Below are 16584 nucleotides of genomic sequence, written 5' to 3' on the forward strand. Positions count from 1 at the left end.
AGAACATCTATCGGCTTTTTCTTTATCAGTAATAATTTATAGAGGATCATAATAATTTGAAGTCTATAAATAGCATAGTAAGTTATTTTCAAAATAAATGAGGTAAATAAATAATGGATCATAATATGAAATTGTATGATAAGCCATTTCGGTTAATTGAAAATGGCTCAAAAACGATTGAAGTCAGACTAAATGATAAGAAGAGACAAGAAGTACAGGCGGGAGATTTTATCGTTTTTGAAAATATTGAGAAGAATCAAAGTATTAAAGTTGAAGTGTTAAAAGTAATACAATATATATCGTTTCAAGCATTGCTTAAAGCATATTCTAATAAAGAAATTGGCACGGATGAAAAAATGCAATTATCTCAAAAATTGGCTCAAATTTATCAAATATATAGTCAAACAGATGAATTAAACTATGGGGCATTAGCTATAAAAATACGTGTAGTATCAAAATAATCTTGATAAACATGTCGGTTATAATTAGGTAAATAGACTGTAATATCAACTCAAAACAAAGACCACTGCTATTTATTAAATAACAGTGGTCTTTCAAATAATTTCAGAATTTGTTACAATTCAAATTTCCGTTTTCAAGTCCATAATAGCTATTTGATCGAACATCTACTATAAAGATGCAAGGCTAAAAATAGAGTGTGTGGATGTGGAAAGTATAAAAAAACTGACGCTAAGTTGGAATCTTTGTCGACAGACTAAATCCAATCGACATCGTCGTCGATTGGATTACTGAACGACTCATATTTCGCTTATTATAATTTCCCTATTAATTTGCCAATATTATAGACTAAAGGTTTAATAGGTTTTACAAAGTCCCCGATATATTCTTCAACATCAGCATTGAAGCCTTTTTTGAATTGCTGTACACCATAATCCTCAGCATCCTCACTGAAATCTCCAGTAATGCCATAGAAATTGTAGCGGTCAATATTATGTCTCTTAGCAAATTTAATCATTTCCCACTGTAGTTTATACGCACCCATATATGCATTATAGTTAGGATTAGAGCCACTTGATAAATAATATACTTCATAATCGTTATAAATATAAATTGCAGCGGCCAAATCTAGTATTGAGCCATCTGTAGCTATAGTTGCTGCTGTATCATCTATTTTTCGCTGTGCACTATTAATTTGTTGTGTTAATTGTGTATGCTTTGTTTTTTGTTTTTTTGAATTTGGACTTTCTGTTAATGCTGTTTCAACTTCAAGTAGTTGATTGTTTAAGGTATTATGTTTTTCTTTTAAGCTCGCGATATATTCGTTTAAGTCAATATAAGCTAACTGTAAAGAAGCATAACCTTTATATGCTTTTTGTAACTCTTCAAAGTAAGGCTCATCTCGGAAAGAGAAACCGTGTTTTTCTTCTGCCATTTTAAATAACTTGAAAAATCTTTCAGTTTCTTCAATAGGAAGTGTTGTAACTTTAACTCCCATCTCTTCAGTTCTTTTAATGTTTCGGCGTGTTTGATAATCCATCTCTTTTAATAATTGCTGTTCGGTCTTATTTTTTAAGTCTAAAACAGATAGCCAACGAATTTGACTAGTCTTTGAATAACCAACAGGATAGCCTTGATGCTTATAACCTAATTGGTCTAATGTACTAATTAACATGCGATTATCATAAGACTTAATGATTTCACCATCTGCATTCCTTAAATTTTCTAAAATATAAGGATCGAGTAATACATATAGACAGTTATGTTTTTTTAAATATGAAGTTAGTGATTTGAAGTAAAAATTAACTAATGCAATATTATTGTAGTCTAGTACAGGACCACGTTGACTATAAAAATATTTGAAAAATTTTAAAGCACGTGCTTCGGTAAACATACCAGCAGCAATGATTTCACCATTTTTATTTTTAACACCTAGTAAATGTGCGTCGGATTGATCTTGTGCTTCATAATTCACACGCGTCTGAGTATAATGAGAAAAATTATTGTGTGTGAATTCAGCAAATTCTTCAGGGGTAATATTCACAAATTGCATAGGATTTCTTTTCCTCCTTAAAGGGGTAATTTAAATTTTTTTTATTAAATTGGTTGATATATAAACAGTATATCAAAATTAATGTTAAATGACATTGTATAAGAAGATTGTTGATATAGTGATTAATTGTGAGATGCATATAATTGTTAGTGGTTTTTCACATAATTTCTATGGGCAAAATAGACTAGAACATTTGGATTTTTCGTTGTATGATGTTACATACGGAATAATGGTGTATATTAAAATAGAATTCTATTAAAAAAATGGGGATGTTTTAGGAGAGGTAAGTAATGAAAAAGTTATTGATTTTGATTGTTGTATCGGTAGCAATAAGTGCGGGATGCAGCAGTAGTAAATATACAGACAAAATAGAAAAAGCTGTCAATCAGCAACAAACATATCAAAAGCATTTAGCTCAGAAACAAGAAGGCGATGCGCATAAAAAATTCGATAAAAAAGAAGCTAATATTTATGTATATGAAAAAGGGAAATATGTAACATTAGCTTATAAACCATTAAAAGAAGATGCCGAAGTGCATTATTATACTTATAAATTTAAAAATGGAAAAGCTAAATATTTAATTGATTTTAATTCAAAAGGCTATACACAAACTCATGAAGCAGATTATAAAGAAGAAAATATGAATATTAATGAATAAAGAAGCCGCAGTTTAGCTATTATTCAAAAGGCAATCGAGGTGTCCACATAAGCATATGAAAAAGTTATGGATAAGTTTAATGATAGCAGCAACAATATTACTGTTGGTGGGATGTACGAATCCAGAGCATGCACATAAAGATGACAAACGTGATAGTAATGGCAAAATAAAAATCATCGAATATGGTGATTTTAAATGTCCTTATTGTAAAAAAGTTGAACATAATATCATGCCAAAACTAAAAAGAGATTATATCGACAAGAACAAAGTAAACTATCAATTTGTAAATATGGCATTTTTAGGAAAAGATTCTATAATTGGATCTAGAGCTGGGCATGCAGTTAAACAAATAGCACCAAGTCGCTATTTAAAATTTCAATCATTAATGTTTGAACAACAACCCGATTCAGAAAAAAAATGGATTACCGAAGAAGTGGTGGACAAACAAATTGATAAATTAGCGATTAAAAAGACGACTAAAGAGAAAATAAAAAAAGAATATAAAACAAAAAATAGTAAATCATGGCAAGCAGCTAAAGATGATCAAAAGCAATACAAAGATAAACACATTGATACTGCACCTACAGTTTATATTGCTGGTAAAAAACTAGAAGACCCTTATCACTATGATAATTATAAAAAGTTATTAGATAAGCAATAATTAAATTATGCCTCAGTACAATTTCATAAAAGATTGTACTGGGGTTTTTTTATGATTTTTAAATCGTAATTATTACGAAAAAATATTTTAAGGTATTGCTTTTCAAACGAACTAAGGCTATAATTTTAAATCGTAACGATTACTATTTGATGGAGGGAAATTATGAAGAGAACAATATACATATCATTTCTAGTTATTATCTTATCTATTGTAATGACAGCATGTGGAAAAGACGATGCAGAGCGTAACGTTCAAGGAGATGACAAAAAATTAAAAATAAACACTACAGTTTATCCGTTAAAATCATTTGCAGAACAAATTGGTGGAGAGCATGTTTCTGTAGAATCTATTTATCCAGAAGGCACAGACATGCACAGCTTTGAACCAACACAAAAAGATATTATCAGCGCGAGTAAGGCTGATTTATTCATTTACACGGGTGATGATTTAGACCCTGTTGCTAAAAAAGTAGCAGCCACAATTAAAACACAAGATAAAAAATTGGCATTGGAAGATAAATTGGATAAATCGCAATTACTGACAGACCAACATAGTCACGAGGAGTCAGAAGAACATAATCACGGTAGTGAAGAAGGTCATCATCATCATGGTGGATATGATCCACACATATGGCTAGATCCTAAGTTTGATCAAACCTTTGCGAAAGAAATTAAAGATGAGTTGATTAAAAAAGACCCAAATCATAAAAAAGAATACGAGAAAAATTATAAAAAATTAAATAAAGAATTAACACAAATTGATGAAAAAATGAAAGATACAACAAAGGATAAAAAAGGGAACGCAGTATTTATTTCTCATGAATCAATGGGATATCTAGCTAATCGTTATGGATTTGTACAAAAAGGTGTCCAAAATATGAATGCTGAAGATCCTTCACAAAAAGATTTAACTAAAATTGTAAAAGAAATTAATGAGTCTGGTACTAAATATATTCTCTATGAAGATAACGTTTCAAATAAGGTGACAGATACAATACGTAAAGAAACTAAGGCAAAACCATTAAAATTTTATAATATGGAATCATTAACTAAAGCACAACAAAGTGATAAAACAATCACCTTCCAATCATTAATGAAGAAAAACATTAAGCATATTAATATGGCTTTAAATGATAATATTAAAGTCAACGATGACAGTAAAAAGAACAAGCATGAGAAAGCTATATCGGAAGGTTATTTTAAAGATAGCCAAGTTAAAGATAGAAAGCTTTCAGATTATAATGGTGACTGGCAATCAATATATCCATACTTAAAAGATGGTAGCTTGGATGAAGTAATGAAACATAAAGCTAATGAAGATGATTCAATGTCAGAAAAAGAATATAAGGCATATTATGAAAAGGGTTACGAAACTGATATTGAAAATTTGAAAATAAATAATGATACGATTGAATTCACGAAGGATGGTAAGAAAATACAAGGTAAATATAAATATGATGGAAAAGATATTTTGAAATATGAAAAAGGTAATAGAGGTGTTAGGTTTACGTATAAACTTACAGAAGGCGAAGATAAAACATTACCTAAATATGTGCAATTTAGTGATCATAATATAGCGCCGACAAAATCACATCATTTTCATATATTTATAGGTAATGATAGAGGAAAAGTCTTAAAAGAATTAGATAACTGGCCGACGTATTATCCTCAAGATTTAACTAAAAAGGAAATAAAAGAGGAGATGTTAGCACACTAATCATAAATAAGGTGGTTTTAAACTTTTACGAAACCTTAATAATAAAAATGAGTAAATTGACATTTAAAGGGAATAAAATTTAAAGAGTGAAAATAGAAAGCATTTTTGTTGATATATAAAATATAGTTGATATAATAAGTATAGTGGTAAAATTCAAAAATACTTTGGAGGTATGTTTCTATGACAACATTTAATTTTGACCCAGCACATTCAGCAGTGGAATTTTCAATTAAGCATTTAGTTATTTCAAACATTAAAGGTAGATTTAATGATTTTGATGCTAAAATAGAAGGCGATGTAAATGATTTGAGTACACTTAAAGGTGAGTTCGCTATTAAAGCTGATTCAATTGATACGCGTGTAGAAGATCGCGATGGGCATTTACGTAGCGGTGATTTCCTAGATGTTGAAAACTATCCAGAAATCAAATTTGAAATTACTCATGCTGATAATAAATCAATTACTGGTAACTTAACTATAAAAGATGTAACAAAAGAAGAAACATTTGAATTGAATTATGAAGGAAAAAGTAAAAATCCAATGAATGGTGCCGAAACGGTAGGTTTTATCGTAAATGGTGCAATTGAACGTGACAAATATGGGGTTACATTTAACCAAACGCTCGAAACAGGTGGCGTTATGATTGGCAAAGATATTAAATTTCAAGTGAGTTTAGAATTTGCTTTAGAAGATTAATATTATGCATTATTTAAAGTAAGAAAATAAAATTATAGATGTTACAAAGCTAAGTTATAAAAGAACTCTATCAGGTATTAAAAGCTGATAGAGTTCTTTCTTTATTATTAGTGGTGGATATCCTAATAAAATATTGATTATAAAAAATATATACTAATCCTATTGAGTAACATAGTAAATATTCAAACATGACTTGTAAAAAATATTTTGATAAAGAGATATAAAATAATATGTTTGAATTAAAAATCATGCGTAGGGGGTATAGTGGAGATAAGAAAGGGGCGATAATATGACTACGGACATACCTGAAATTGGCGTTCCTGCCACAAAAGCACTAAAAGAACTCGGAGTAACAAACTTAGAAGAAGTAGCAAGTTATGAACGAACAACGTTATTAGATATACATGGTATTGGTCCTAAAGCTATTGAGATACTTGAACAAGCATTAAAGGACGTAGATTTAAGTTTTAAAAATGATGTGTTGCCCGCGTTACCATTTAAGTTAACAGGAGATTTAAATTGTGATAATGCACCTAAAAGGCGTATGATGTTAGAATTTTTAATTGGTTGTGCCCTCATTGAAAAGGAAAAACTAATTAAAACTGTCACTGAAAATTTTGTTTGGAATGTAGTCGATGCATTTCAGATACAAGGGTTAGATGCTTTTTATGAAGAATTGGAATCACACCAAGTTGAAATAGTTTCATTAAATGTTACGCAAAATTTATCTCATGGTAAGTTTGGTGCGTTGCATGGTACTCAAATTGCAAAGGATGGTTCAACGATATATTTTGCAGATTTCTTTGAATTTGAAAGTCACCAGAAAGATGCTAAAGTAAAAACAATAACCTCATATGTCATTATGGACGAAGGAGATGTATAAATGAGTATACAAATTGAACAAAATAAAATTATATTTATTAGAAATTTTAATGCAACGGCAGATCAGATATTTAATGCCTATACGGAACAAGCTTTATTTGAGCAATGGTTCCATCCTAAAGGCGCAATCACAGAAGTATATACGTTTAATGTTCAGACCGAGGGCAATGCATTTTTTGCTATTCGAGGCCCTCAAGGAACAAGTTATACTGTAACAAATTATAATGATGTCCAACGCCCTACACTTATTGATTACTATGATTACTTTGCAGATCAAGATGGGAATATCGATAAGACAATGGCAGGCATGCATAATACGATTCATATTAAAGATAATAAAGATGGCACTACAACCATTAAATCAATTGCTGAATTACCAGATGCCGAAGCAGCTCAACAATTACTGGATATGGGTGTTGAAGAAGGTATGGACGGTACTTTTGATAACTTGGAAGCACTAGTGAAAACATTTTAGAAAAGTCAAAAATATGTTGAAAATACAACGTCTATTTAAAAGCTAACCTCGTTATAATAGAAGATGAAAAGAGGTGGGTCTATTGAATAAACGTTATGTTAAAGTACTTGGCTTATATACATTGAGTACACTTATACCAGCTGGTATTATAAATGAAAAATGTATAAATAAACGTATGTTCAAATGGTTTTTACGTACATTAATGGGCTATGCTATTTTTGCTTATGGTTTGCGCACTTTAAGTAAATTTAAAGTTTGATTTTATAATAAGAAGTCAGAGCATTACTAATGTATGCTCTGACTTCTTTGTGTAGATATTTAAGTTAATTAAGTACTTCTCCATTTGTTTCAATTACTTTACGATACCAATCAAATGACGCTTTCTTTTTACGTTCTAATGTACCATTGCCATTATTGTCTCTATCTACATAGATAAGACCATAACGCTTTTTCATTTCGCCAGTAGTAAAGGAAATGATGTCAATAATGCCCCAAGGTGTATATCCCATTAGATTTACACCGTCCTCATCAACCGCAGCAATAGCCGCTTCAATATGTGATTTTAAATAGTCAATACGGTAAGTATCATGTATTTGGCCATTTTCATCAAATTCATCAATAGCGCCAAAGCCATTTTCAACAATAAAGAGTGGTATCTGATAACGATCATATAATACGTTTAAAGTATAACGTAAACCAGTAGGATCAATGGCCCATCCCCAGTCGCTTTGTTGAATATGCGGGTTATCAACCGAATGTGCTAAACCACCATTGGTAACATTCTCGCCGGTATAAGACTCTGCATCGTGCTTAACCACTGTTGTCATATAGTAGCTAAAACCAATATAATCTACAGTACCTTCACGTAATATTTGCTCATCTCCATCTAGCCAGCCAATATCATAGCCTTTACGTTCGAGCATTTTATTAGCATAACTTGGATAGTAACCACGTACCTGTACATCTGGGAAGAAGAAGCGGAGACGGTTCGCTTTAACAGCTTCCATCATGTCTTCTGGATTACAAGAATACGGATAAATAGCCACATGAGAAATCATTAAGCCTATTTCGAAATCTGGGTTAATCTCTTTTCCTATTTTCACTGCTTTAGCACTAGCGATGAGTTCATTGTGAGCTACTTGATATAGTACTTCTTCGGGGTCTTCATGTGCTTTAACTTGCACACCAGAATTTGTCCATAGGAAAATAGGATTATCTGTATCCATTTGATTATTGATTTCATTAAAAGTCATCCAATATTTTACTTTATCTTTATAGCGTTTAAAGACTGTTTCGGCAAAGTGTGCAAAGAAATCAGCCACTTTTCTATTTCTAAAGCCACCGTATTCACGAGCTAAATGCAATGGCATTTCAAAATGGGAGAGTGTGATAACAGGTTCTATACCATATTTTAAGAGCTCATCAAAAACATTATCATAAAATTGAAGTCCGGCTTCATTTGGTTCTGTTTCATCACCTTTAGGGAAAATACGAGACCATGCGATAGAAGTACGTAAACATTTAAGTCCCATTTCATTAAACAGTGCTATATCTTCTTTATAGCGATTGTAGAAATCGATTCCGATATGATTAGGATAATATTTATTATCATCAATGTCCTGAGTGATTTCTCGTGCTTGACCATGTTCACCGTTCGTCATTACATCAATTACACTTAACCCTTTGCCATCTTCATCATATCCGCCTTCAAATTGATTGGCAGCCAAAGCGCCACCCCATAGAAAGTCTTTAGGTAATTTTGTCATTTTAATCAAGCTCCTTTATATTATTTATTTATAATTGTAAATATTGCTTCGTTTTGTTTAACTTCAGCTGGGTCTTCAACGATAATGTCGTCAAATTCATTCGAATTTGTAATTATAATAGGAATGACAGTATCGTAGCCTTGTGACTGAATTGTATCTTTATCAAAATTTAATAATGGTTGATTACGTGTGATCGTGTCATTTTCTTGAATTAATAATTCAAATCCTTTTCCGTTTAATTGAACTGTATCAAGTCCAACATGTATTAATAGTTCAACGCCATTTTCAGAAGTAATGCCAATAGCATGCTTACTTGGTGCAATCATACTAATCACACCATCAAGAGGAGCCAGTATAGTGTTATCATGTGGCTTAATAGCAATTCCTTTTCCCATCATGCCCTCTGAAAATATAGGATCGTTAACTTCTGATAATGCGATGGTTTGACCATGGATTGGTGCATAAATCGTTGTTTCGAGATGTTCATTTTGAGGCGAAATCATAGATGTATCATCGTTATTCGCATTAGTAGTATTAACATCCTCTGTTGTATCATCTCCATAACCGAAAATTTGAATTAATATAATTGGTAAAATAATAGCAATAGCACTACCAATTAAGATGCCCCAAATTGAGGTAGGATTATCTGCGCTATAACCATTAACTATAGTTATAGGACCAGGAAGGCCAGCATAGGCATAATATTTTGGATTAAAGAAACTAGCTACGAAGGCACCTATGGCACCACTAATACATGCGATGATAAAGGGTTTTTTAAAGCGTAAGTTCACACCATACATTGCAGGTTCAGTGATACCGAAGATTGCTGTGATACCAGCAGATGATGACACTCTCTTAATTTCTGTACGCTTAGCTTTGATGAATACACCTAATACTGCGCCAAATTGTGAAATGACAGCAATTGTCTGGAAAGCTTGGAACGCATCACTCTTATGTTGTTCAAAGTTGGCTAAAATAACAGGAGTGATTCCCCAATGAACACCAAAGATTACAAATATTTGCCATAATCCTCCAATTAAAGCGCCTGCCAACCAAGGAGCAACAGCTACTAGGTAGTTAAAGCCACCCGCAATACCATGTGCAGCAAGTGTGGATATTGGACCAATTACAAGCAAAGTGATTGGGACCATTATAATAATACTGAAAAAGGGTGTGAATAATGGCTTAACCACATCATGTATCCACTTATTTAAATATTTTTCAACGTAAGATAATATCCAGACTAATAATAAAGGCGGTAAAACAGATGATGTATAGCTCGTTTCTGTTAATGGAATACCAAATAGTCGTACCGATTCACCATCTTGGATTTTAGCTACTATATCACTTAACTCAGGGCTAACGAGTGCTGCAGTACAAGCGACTGCAATATAAATATTTACATTAAAATGTCTGGCTGCAGTGATTGCTATGAATATAGGTAAAAATGTAAAAGGCGCCCATGATATTAAATTAAACACTTCATAAGTGCCAGTATTTTTAAAAGTAGGGGCAATGAGGTTGATAACAATTAGTAAACCTTGCAATATACCTGCGGCAGCTAAAATATATATAAAAGGTGCAAATACTGCAGACATAGTTGCGATAACTCTGTTAATAACAGTGCCTTTATTTTCTTGTTCTTGGTTGCTACTTCTAACATCAGCGCCTGTTAAAGATTCGAATGATTGATATACCTCACCAACATTATTACCTATAACTACTTGAAACTGCCCATTATTTTCAACGACTGTAACGACGCCATCAATTTCGGACACTTTCTTTTTAGCATCAGGTATAGATCTTTTTAATACTAAACGCAATCTAGTTGCGCAATGCGTACTATTGACAAGGTTTTCTTCGCCACCAACAGCATCTAAGATTTGCTGGGCAAGCACTTCATTTTTATCTGCCATATTTTTGCAACTCCTTCATTGATATATTAAACACACTTTAATGTAAGCGATTTACTTCATTATAATTATACCGGTACAATTTGTAAAGACCCTAACAAATTATATGTGATGTATGTTAAAATGAAGTTCATGTTATAATGATTTGAATTTTATTATAAAAGGGGTATACGTATGCTCAAGTATGAACAAATTGCTCAACAGTTAAATCAGTATATTGTAGAAGGAAATTTTCAAGCTGGTGATAAATTACCGAGCGTGGAAGCTTTGAAAACTAAATATAATGTGAGTAAGAGTACAATCATCAAAGCGTTAGAAGCTTTGGAGAAAAAGGGGAATATTTACCAAGCTCGTGGTAGTGGCATATATGTGCGTAATCAAAAAAGAGAAGGATATCTTAATTTATTTTCTTCTAGTGGATTTAGTGATGAAATTGAGGGCAGTCATGTAACGAATAAAGTGTTGCGTGTAGAAGAGGTGTTACCCCCTAAAGATGTTTGTCAGAAGTTAAAGCTATCTCATGATACATCTGTATATGTATTGGAACGTATAGTTTATGTTGATGGAGCAGTATTATGTTTCGAACAATCATACTTTAATAAAGATATTGTATTATATTTAAATGAATCTATAGCTGAAAATTCTGTGTTTAAATATTTAGAGCAAAATTTAAAAGTAAAAATAGGATTTTCAGATATTTATTTTGCAGTTGATAAATTAAAGTCACAGGAAGCTGAAAAGTTAGAATTAAGTAATGGAGACCCTTGTTTAAGATACGAACAAATATTTTATACTACCACGGGCATACCATTCGATTGTTCAAATTTGTTATATCATTACCAAAATGCACATTTTTATATTCCATCTCAAAAATAAAAGGCTTGTTTATCTTGTAATGACTTAACTTTAATTAAGTACATCACAAGGTAAACAAGCTTTTTAAAAGCGATTAATAACACTTTGGATAGTATATATATTAAGTTGATTGACGATTGCATGATCTACCTCATTGTATATTTCGTCTAAGGCATGGCTAATATTTTTCCCAACATAACAATTAGGATTTGTATCATTATGAATTTTGGCAAAGTGTGCAGTTTCTGAAAATATTAATTGATATAAATCCCCTAATTTAATTTCTGTTGCAGGTATAGACAAATTATACCCCGCCTTACCTTGGCTACTATGAATAAAATGGCCATTTTTTAAATAACGACATATTTTTCTCACTAAAGTTGCATTACTATTAATACTATCAGCTATATATTGACTAGATACTGCCTCTTTTTCTGTAGCTAACAAAGTAAGTATATGAATTGAAACTGAAAATTGTGTGTTCAAGTGAGCGCCTCCAATACTAGATACTTGTGTATTTATTATATACAAGTAAAGTTTACGCCATTTTTTTAGAACTATCAATGTATTAAAATATGAAACAGTGACATATTGAACTATTAAAAATAGCTTGAAAATAATATAATGGCTTTAATGTATGAGTAATATTTCATATTAGGAAATTTAATTGTATAAGGGGGGCGCTTTTATGATAGATAATCATAAAGCAATCAAAGATACATATATGTCGAGGGAAACAATTGAAAATATGAATAGTCAGGTACAGATGAAAACGGTATTATTCAGTCAAACGCCAGGGCGTTATGCTTTAAAGGCAATAATGTCAGGGTTTCTATTAGCGCTTGTCACTGTATTTATGCTCGCAATCAAGGCGCAATTTGAAGGGGCCAATGAAGGGTTAGTTAATTTAGTGGGAGCTATTGCATTTAGTTTAGCTTTAGTATTGATTGTACTTACACACTCAGAATTATTAACGAGTAACTTTATGTATTTAACTGTAGGTTGGTATTATAAAGTAATCGCGCTTAATAAAGCGTTAGCTATTGCATTAGTATGCTTCTTTTTTAATATTATAGGTGGTTTTATTTTGTTTATCATAATGAAAATCACCCCTATCATGACACCCGAAATGATTGAGAGTTTGCGTGCGCTTGTAGATAGTAAGACGGTTCATAGCACTTGGTTTGCAATATTGGGTAAAGCTATCTTTTGTAACTTTTTTATTAATATTGGCATTTATATCTCAATACAATTTAAAGATGGTTTATCGAAAGCATTTTTTATCGCATGTGGTGTGATTGTTTTCGTATTTATGGGTTATGAGCACGTAGTATTTAATGCTGGACTTTATGTAGGGATGATTTTTTATGACTTTGATGCCGTAGCTTGGTTACATGTATTAAAAAATATTACATTTGCATTTATCGGTAACTTTATCGGTGGTGGTATTTTTGTAGGTTTATTATATGCCTATTTGAATGGTAAAAGAGATAGTTTGCAGTAGATATAATTATTATAAAATATGTTCGAAAAGCCTCGTAATCAAAATTATGAGGTTTTTTATTTGAAGGGCTTACATAAAAAGTGTGATACATCTAGATATACAAGGATTTTATTTTTATAAAACGTATCAATTGACTCAAATATCAAGAACCCATATTGTATTGTTATGATTATAAAAAGAAATGTTGATTTTAAATATAATTATAGTAGAAAATATATACTGCATATAAAAAAGGAGTGTCTCAATGTCTGAATATAACATCAGAGTGGCTGTAGAAGCGGATGCTGAAGAATTACAAAAATTAATGTATGAAGCATTCACCCCACTAAGAGAATTAGAGATAGATTGGCCATCAGTCAATGCCAGTGTGGATTTAGTGAAAAATAATCTTATCACTAGCACAACGTTTGTTTTAGAAAATGAAACTGAAATCATTTCTACGATCACTGTTCGCTATCCATGGGAAGGTAAGCGTCGTATATCTATTTATCCATTTGTTTGGTGGTTTGCTACAAAACCCTCATACGATGGTAAGGGATTAGGGAGTAAATTATTAAAATATGTAGAAGAGACATATTTAAGAGATACACTCAAAGCACCGGCAGTAACGTTAGGTACTTCTGCACGTAAGCATCCATGGTTACTTGATATTTATAAAAAACGTGGCTATGAAGTTTATGCTGAACACGAAAGTGATGATGGCGATTTAGGTGTTATTATGAGAAAAGTACTTATACCTGAACGTTTTCACGAAGATGTCCTTGGTCATCCACCGTTTTAATCAATAATAAAAAACCTAGATGAGTGCAATGACCACTCGTCCAGGTTTTTTATTTTATGAAATAGTGTTGCAAACTTACTATTATTGCAGAGTTACTAGTTTGTTTAATCGATTTGAATATTTGTTTTTGATTCGTCGTTAACTGATTTCTTAGGTAATCTCACATTGAGCACACCTTTATCATAAGCAGCTTGAATTGCATTTTCATCTACATTATTAAATGTAAACTGACGTTTTACATCATTAAAGCTACGTTCTTGATGAAGCACTTGCCCGTTATCATCTGCTGATTTATTTTCAGTTGTCTGTTTACCTTCGATTGTGAGTATATTGTTCTCAAATTCTAGAGAAATATTTCTTTTTTCGAATCCTGGCAGTTCAGCTTCAACGACATATTGATCATCTAACTCTTTTACATCTGCTTTAATAGAACTGTTACCAGGGAATTGTTCAAAAAATTGACGGCCAAAGTCTTTGAATAAGTCGCTAGGATTCACGTCAAATAATGGATTGTTAAAAGATTTTTTTTCAAAAGTCATGATACATTGCTCCTTTATAGTTAATTTTAAATAAATTTAATCGATAATAATTTGTTTTTTATATTGTTTTTTAGGAAGCTTAACAGTCAACATACCATCAGCCATTGATGCTGAAATGTTTGTATCATTAATATTTTTGAATATGAATTTTCTGCTAACTTCACTTGTGTTTCGCTCTTTAATTATATAGGATGATATTTCTTCATTTGTAGTATTAACGTTCGATGCTGTTATTGTTAAAGTATTTTCATTATATTCAATAGAAACGTTTTCTTTATTAAATCCAGGGAGTTCAGCTTTCACAAAGTATTGATTTTCATCTTGATAAACATCTACTTTGAAATCTTGGCGTTCTGGTAACAAACTATCAAATAAATCGTTTGGAAGATTACGAGTGCTAGTATTTTGTATCATCTTAAACACCTCTCCTTTAACTTTATAACCATATTATAAGATATTAGTCAAAGAAAGTCAAAGTCAAGGCTTATGTATAAAATTTAAATGTGCTGTAAGTGAATAGGGGTATAATAATAGATATTGCTAAAATAGAAAGGTGAGTATGGAAAGTGAATAATTAAGAAAAGGGTATAAAAAAGAGGCAATAAAAAGTTGAAGAATGGCTGCAATGATTACAAATCCTTACTTTTAAATTACCTCATGTATAGTTAGATATCTTTAGAAAAATTCTTATTAACGAAATGTTGTAATGTCTCTTTTAAGTGAATAGCTTCATCAAGATCCATGTTAAATTCGCTAAAAACTTTTCTTGAAATTTTTGAGAGTGGTTCTCGTACTTCTACACCTTTATCAGTAAGCGTGATTTGTAAATTACGCTCATCATCTAATTCACGTGTTCGAGTGACATAACCCTTCTTCTCAAGTTTTTTTAATAAAGGTGTCAGTGTACCTGAGTCTAGAAAAACACGTTCACCAAGTGTTTTAATATTAATCTTGTCATCTGCTTTAATTGCGAGTAAGACAATATAACCTGTGTATGTTAAATCAAACTCTTTTAAATAGGAAGTATACTTTTTAATTATTTCTTTAGAAGAAACATAAAAAAGAAAGCAAAGTTGTCGTTCGAGATAGCTATCTTTTTCCTCCATTTAATCACCCCTTTTGAAATTTAACCTTATTATGAACGATAGTCATTGTCAAGGAACGGTTGTGCGCCTCTTTTGGAAATTTTTTATACTATTAATAATAGATTACATAGTGATAAATATAAAAAGGTTAAATAAACTCATAATACACAAGATAATTGTTAAAAATAAAAGGTCATATGAAGTATTATAAATATGATTAAAGCAAGGGTGAACAACTTTAATGTGATTACTGCAATTAAAAAAATGATGTCAGCTCAAAAATTGTTAAAGCATAATAATATAAGGAGATTTTGTTACAGAAATGTTATACCTCTTTATAAATTAATTATAATCAGTCATACTAATAACATTATGATTGAAAATAAGTATGAATACTCAGGCGGACTAAATCATTCGTATTTGTTGTCAAAAGGACTTATTTTAATATAGGAAGATATTGATTCAACTAAAGGAGAATTAAGATGAAGACATTTTTTAAAATTTTTGGGTTACTCGTTTTATCACTTATAATTGCTATTGTATTTTTCTTTAGCTTAAGAACGTATCAAGGTCATAAAAATTTGGAACTTGTTGACCATTATATGAAAGAACAAAATTTGACTGAACAAATAAAATCCGAAAAAACATTATATAGTGGTAAAAAAGGATTGTATTATAAAGAGGTTAAATTTAAAGATGATTCAAGTCTAACGTATGTCGTTCAACCTGTCAGTACGTATAAAGGTATTGTTGTTCAAGGCTTTGATTCAGAAACGAAGAAAAATGTAAAAGATGCAAAGCACAATGCGTTTAAAAAGGACTATAAACCTAAAGATTAACTCGTTTTAATTATCATAAAAGAAGATTTAAAGTATAAAAGCACCTACAATTTATTGTAGGTGCTTTTATACTTTGTCGGTGTTATTGATTAATAGTGTTTTTGAAGCACTGTTTATCCTATATATTATTGAAGTATTAAGTTAAGAATGTTATAAATATTCATCAAAACTCAGGTAAGACAAGGAGCGTTAAAGATCATTT

Annotated in this window: 19 protein-coding genes; 12 read left to right on the forward strand and 7 right to left on the reverse strand. The window is 31.1% G+C overall.

The window, feature by feature from the left end; all coding sequences use genetic code 11:
- Positions 1-113 precede the first annotated feature (113 nt).
- Complete coding sequence (locus PYW31_RS02430; protein WP_046835821.1) at positions 114-461, forward strand: ASCH domain-containing protein; 348 nt, start codon at positions 114-116, stop codon at positions 459-461.
- A gap of 311 nt (positions 462-772) precedes the next feature.
- On the opposite strand, the gene PYW31_RS02435 is transcribed toward PYW31_RS02430, so the two are convergent.
- Positions 773-2011, reverse strand: coding sequence for an aminoacyltransferase (locus PYW31_RS02435; RefSeq protein WP_046835820.1), 1239 nt, complete (start codon positions 2009-2011; stop codon positions 773-775).
- Between the two features lie 290 nt (positions 2012-2301).
- Between PYW31_RS02435 and PYW31_RS02440 the strand changes: the two genes are divergently transcribed.
- The 7 genes from PYW31_RS02440 to PYW31_RS02470 all read left to right on the forward strand — a co-directional run bounded on the left by PYW31_RS02440 (position 2302) and on the right by PYW31_RS02470 (position 7359).
- Positions 2302-2670 carry a cystatin-like fold lipoprotein gene (locus PYW31_RS02440; RefSeq protein WP_046835819.1) on the forward strand — a complete coding sequence of 123 codons (369 nt, stop codon included), beginning with the start codon at positions 2302-2304 and terminating at the stop codon, positions 2668-2670.
- 55 nt (positions 2671-2725) lie between these two features.
- Positions 2726-3331 carry a DsbA family protein gene (locus tag PYW31_RS02445; RefSeq protein ID WP_046835818.1) on the forward strand — a complete coding sequence of 202 codons (606 nt, stop codon included), beginning with the start codon at positions 2726-2728 and terminating at the stop codon, positions 3329-3331.
- 162 nt (positions 3332-3493) lie between these two features.
- Positions 3494-5047 (forward strand): zinc ABC transporter substrate-binding lipoprotein AdcA, encoded by a 1554-nt coding sequence (gene adcA / locus PYW31_RS02450; RefSeq protein ID WP_046835817.1) that lies wholly within the window; start codon positions 3494-3496, stop codon positions 5045-5047.
- Between the two features lie 180 nt (positions 5048-5227).
- Positions 5228-5743 carry a YceI family protein gene (locus PYW31_RS02455; protein ID WP_046835816.1) on the forward strand — a complete coding sequence of 172 codons (516 nt, stop codon included), beginning with the start codon at positions 5228-5230 and terminating at the stop codon, positions 5741-5743.
- Between the two features lie 289 nt (positions 5744-6032).
- Entirely contained in the window at positions 6033-6626 is a 594-nt protein-coding gene (locus PYW31_RS02460) for a helix-hairpin-helix domain-containing protein (RefSeq protein ID WP_046835815.1), read from the forward strand.
- Positions 6627-7100: an SRPBCC family protein gene (locus PYW31_RS02465; RefSeq protein ID WP_046835814.1), complete on the forward strand. Its 474-nt coding sequence runs from the start codon at positions 6627-6629 to the stop codon at positions 7098-7100.
- A gap of 82 nt (positions 7101-7182) precedes the next feature.
- The gene (locus tag PYW31_RS02470; protein WP_046835813.1) at positions 7183-7359 is read left to right on the forward strand and encodes a hypothetical protein; all 177 of its coding nucleotides are present in this window, start codon (positions 7183-7185) and stop codon (positions 7357-7359) included.
- 64 nt (positions 7360-7423) lie between these two features.
- Here the strand turns inward: PYW31_RS02470 and PYW31_RS02475 are convergent, their stop codons facing one another.
- Positions 7424-8866: a 6-phospho-beta-glucosidase gene (locus tag PYW31_RS02475; RefSeq protein WP_046835812.1), complete on the reverse strand. Its 1443-nt coding sequence runs from the start codon at positions 8864-8866 to the stop codon at positions 7424-7426.
- Between the two features lie 20 nt (positions 8867-8886).
- Positions 8887-10782 (reverse strand): beta-glucoside-specific PTS transporter subunit IIABC, encoded by a 1896-nt coding sequence (locus PYW31_RS02480; protein WP_046835811.1) that lies wholly within the window; start codon positions 10780-10782, stop codon positions 8887-8889.
- Positions 10783-10953: 171 nt separating this feature from the next.
- On the opposite strand from PYW31_RS02480, the gene PYW31_RS02485 reads away from it, so the two are divergent.
- Entirely contained in the window at positions 10954-11655 is a 702-nt protein-coding gene (locus tag PYW31_RS02485) for a GntR family transcriptional regulator (RefSeq protein ID WP_046835810.1), read from the forward strand.
- Between the two features lie 63 nt (positions 11656-11718).
- On the opposite strand, the gene PYW31_RS02490 is transcribed toward PYW31_RS02485, so the two are convergent.
- Complete coding sequence (locus tag PYW31_RS02490; RefSeq protein ID WP_046835809.1) at positions 11719-12120, reverse strand: Rrf2 family transcriptional regulator; 402 nt, start codon at positions 12118-12120, stop codon at positions 11719-11721.
- Positions 12121-12322: 202 nt separating this feature from the next.
- On the opposite strand from PYW31_RS02490, the gene PYW31_RS02495 reads away from it, so the two are divergent.
- Positions 12323-13138, forward strand: coding sequence for a formate/nitrite transporter family protein (locus PYW31_RS02495; RefSeq protein WP_046835808.1), 816 nt, complete (start codon positions 12323-12325; stop codon positions 13136-13138).
- Positions 13139-13382: 244 nt separating this feature from the next.
- On the forward strand, positions 13383-13919 hold the full coding sequence (locus tag PYW31_RS02500) for a GNAT family N-acetyltransferase (protein WP_046835807.1): 537 nt from the start codon (positions 13383-13385) through the stop codon (positions 13917-13919).
- A gap of 104 nt (positions 13920-14023) precedes the next feature.
- Here PYW31_RS02500 and PYW31_RS02505 read toward each other — a convergent pair whose 3' ends face one another.
- From PYW31_RS02505 to PYW31_RS02515, 3 genes are all read right to left on the reverse strand, one after another.
- Positions 14024-14458 carry an Hsp20/alpha crystallin family protein gene (locus PYW31_RS02505; protein ID WP_046835806.1) on the reverse strand — a complete coding sequence of 145 codons (435 nt, stop codon included), beginning with the start codon at positions 14456-14458 and terminating at the stop codon, positions 14024-14026.
- 36 nt (positions 14459-14494) lie between these two features.
- Positions 14495-14872, reverse strand: coding sequence for an Hsp20 family protein (locus PYW31_RS02510; protein ID WP_046835805.1), 378 nt, complete (start codon positions 14870-14872; stop codon positions 14495-14497).
- A gap of 251 nt (positions 14873-15123) precedes the next feature.
- The gene (locus tag PYW31_RS02515; protein WP_046835804.1) at positions 15124-15564 is read right to left on the reverse strand and encodes a MarR family winged helix-turn-helix transcriptional regulator; all 441 of its coding nucleotides are present in this window, start codon (positions 15562-15564) and stop codon (positions 15124-15126) included.
- A gap of 461 nt (positions 15565-16025) precedes the next feature.
- Between PYW31_RS02515 and PYW31_RS02520 the strand changes: the two genes are divergently transcribed.
- Entirely contained in the window at positions 16026-16382 is a 357-nt protein-coding gene (locus PYW31_RS02520; RefSeq protein WP_046835803.1) for a DUF3139 domain-containing protein, read from the forward strand.
- Positions 16383-16584: the final 202 nt, after the last annotated feature.

It is taken from the genome of Staphylococcus succinus (assembly GCF_029024945.1).
GTDB classification, from domain to species: Bacteria; Bacillota; Bacilli; order Staphylococcales; family Staphylococcaceae; genus Staphylococcus; species Staphylococcus succinus.

Coding starts and splice junctions, on each gene's coding strand:
- PYW31_RS02430 (WP_046835821.1), top strand. CDS start 114: ATGGATCATAATATGAAATTGTATGATAAGCCATTTCGGTTAATTGAA.
- PYW31_RS02435 (WP_046835820.1), bottom strand. CDS start 2,011: ATGCAATTTGTGAATATTACCCCTGAAGAATTTGCTGAATTCACACAC.
- PYW31_RS02440 (WP_046835819.1), top strand. CDS start 2,302: ATGAAAAAGTTATTGATTTTGATTGTTGTATCGGTAGCAATAAGTGCG.
- PYW31_RS02445 (WP_046835818.1), top strand. CDS start 2,726: ATGAAAAAGTTATGGATAAGTTTAATGATAGCAGCAACAATATTACTG.
- adcA (WP_046835817.1), top strand. CDS start 3,494: ATGAAGAGAACAATATACATATCATTTCTAGTTATTATCTTATCTATT.
- PYW31_RS02455 (WP_046835816.1), top strand. CDS start 5,228: ATGACAACATTTAATTTTGACCCAGCACATTCAGCAGTGGAATTTTCA.
- PYW31_RS02460 (WP_046835815.1), top strand. CDS start 6,033: ATGACTACGGACATACCTGAAATTGGCGTTCCTGCCACAAAAGCACTA.
- PYW31_RS02465 (WP_046835814.1), top strand. CDS start 6,627: ATGAGTATACAAATTGAACAAAATAAAATTATATTTATTAGAAATTTT.
- PYW31_RS02475 (WP_046835812.1), bottom strand. CDS start 8,866: ATGACAAAATTACCTAAAGACTTTCTATGGGGTGGCGCTTTGGCTGCC.
- PYW31_RS02480 (WP_046835811.1), bottom strand. CDS start 10,782: ATGGCAGATAAAAATGAAGTGCTTGCCCAGCAAATCTTAGATGCTGTT.
- PYW31_RS02485 (WP_046835810.1), top strand. CDS start 10,954: ATGCTCAAGTATGAACAAATTGCTCAACAGTTAAATCAGTATATTGTA.
- PYW31_RS02495 (WP_046835808.1), top strand. CDS start 12,323: ATGATAGATAATCATAAAGCAATCAAAGATACATATATGTCGAGGGAA.
- PYW31_RS02500 (WP_046835807.1), top strand. CDS start 13,383: ATGTCTGAATATAACATCAGAGTGGCTGTAGAAGCGGATGCTGAAGAA.
- PYW31_RS02505 (WP_046835806.1), bottom strand. CDS start 14,458: ATGACTTTTGAAAAAAAATCTTTTAACAATCCATTATTTGACGTGAAT.
- PYW31_RS02510 (WP_046835805.1), bottom strand. CDS start 14,872: ATGATACAAAATACTAGCACTCGTAATCTTCCAAACGATTTATTTGAT.
- PYW31_RS02515 (WP_046835804.1), bottom strand. CDS start 15,564: ATGGAGGAAAAAGATAGCTATCTCGAACGACAACTTTGCTTTCTTTTT.
- PYW31_RS02520 (WP_046835803.1), top strand. CDS start 16,026: ATGAAGACATTTTTTAAAATTTTTGGGTTACTCGTTTTATCACTTATA.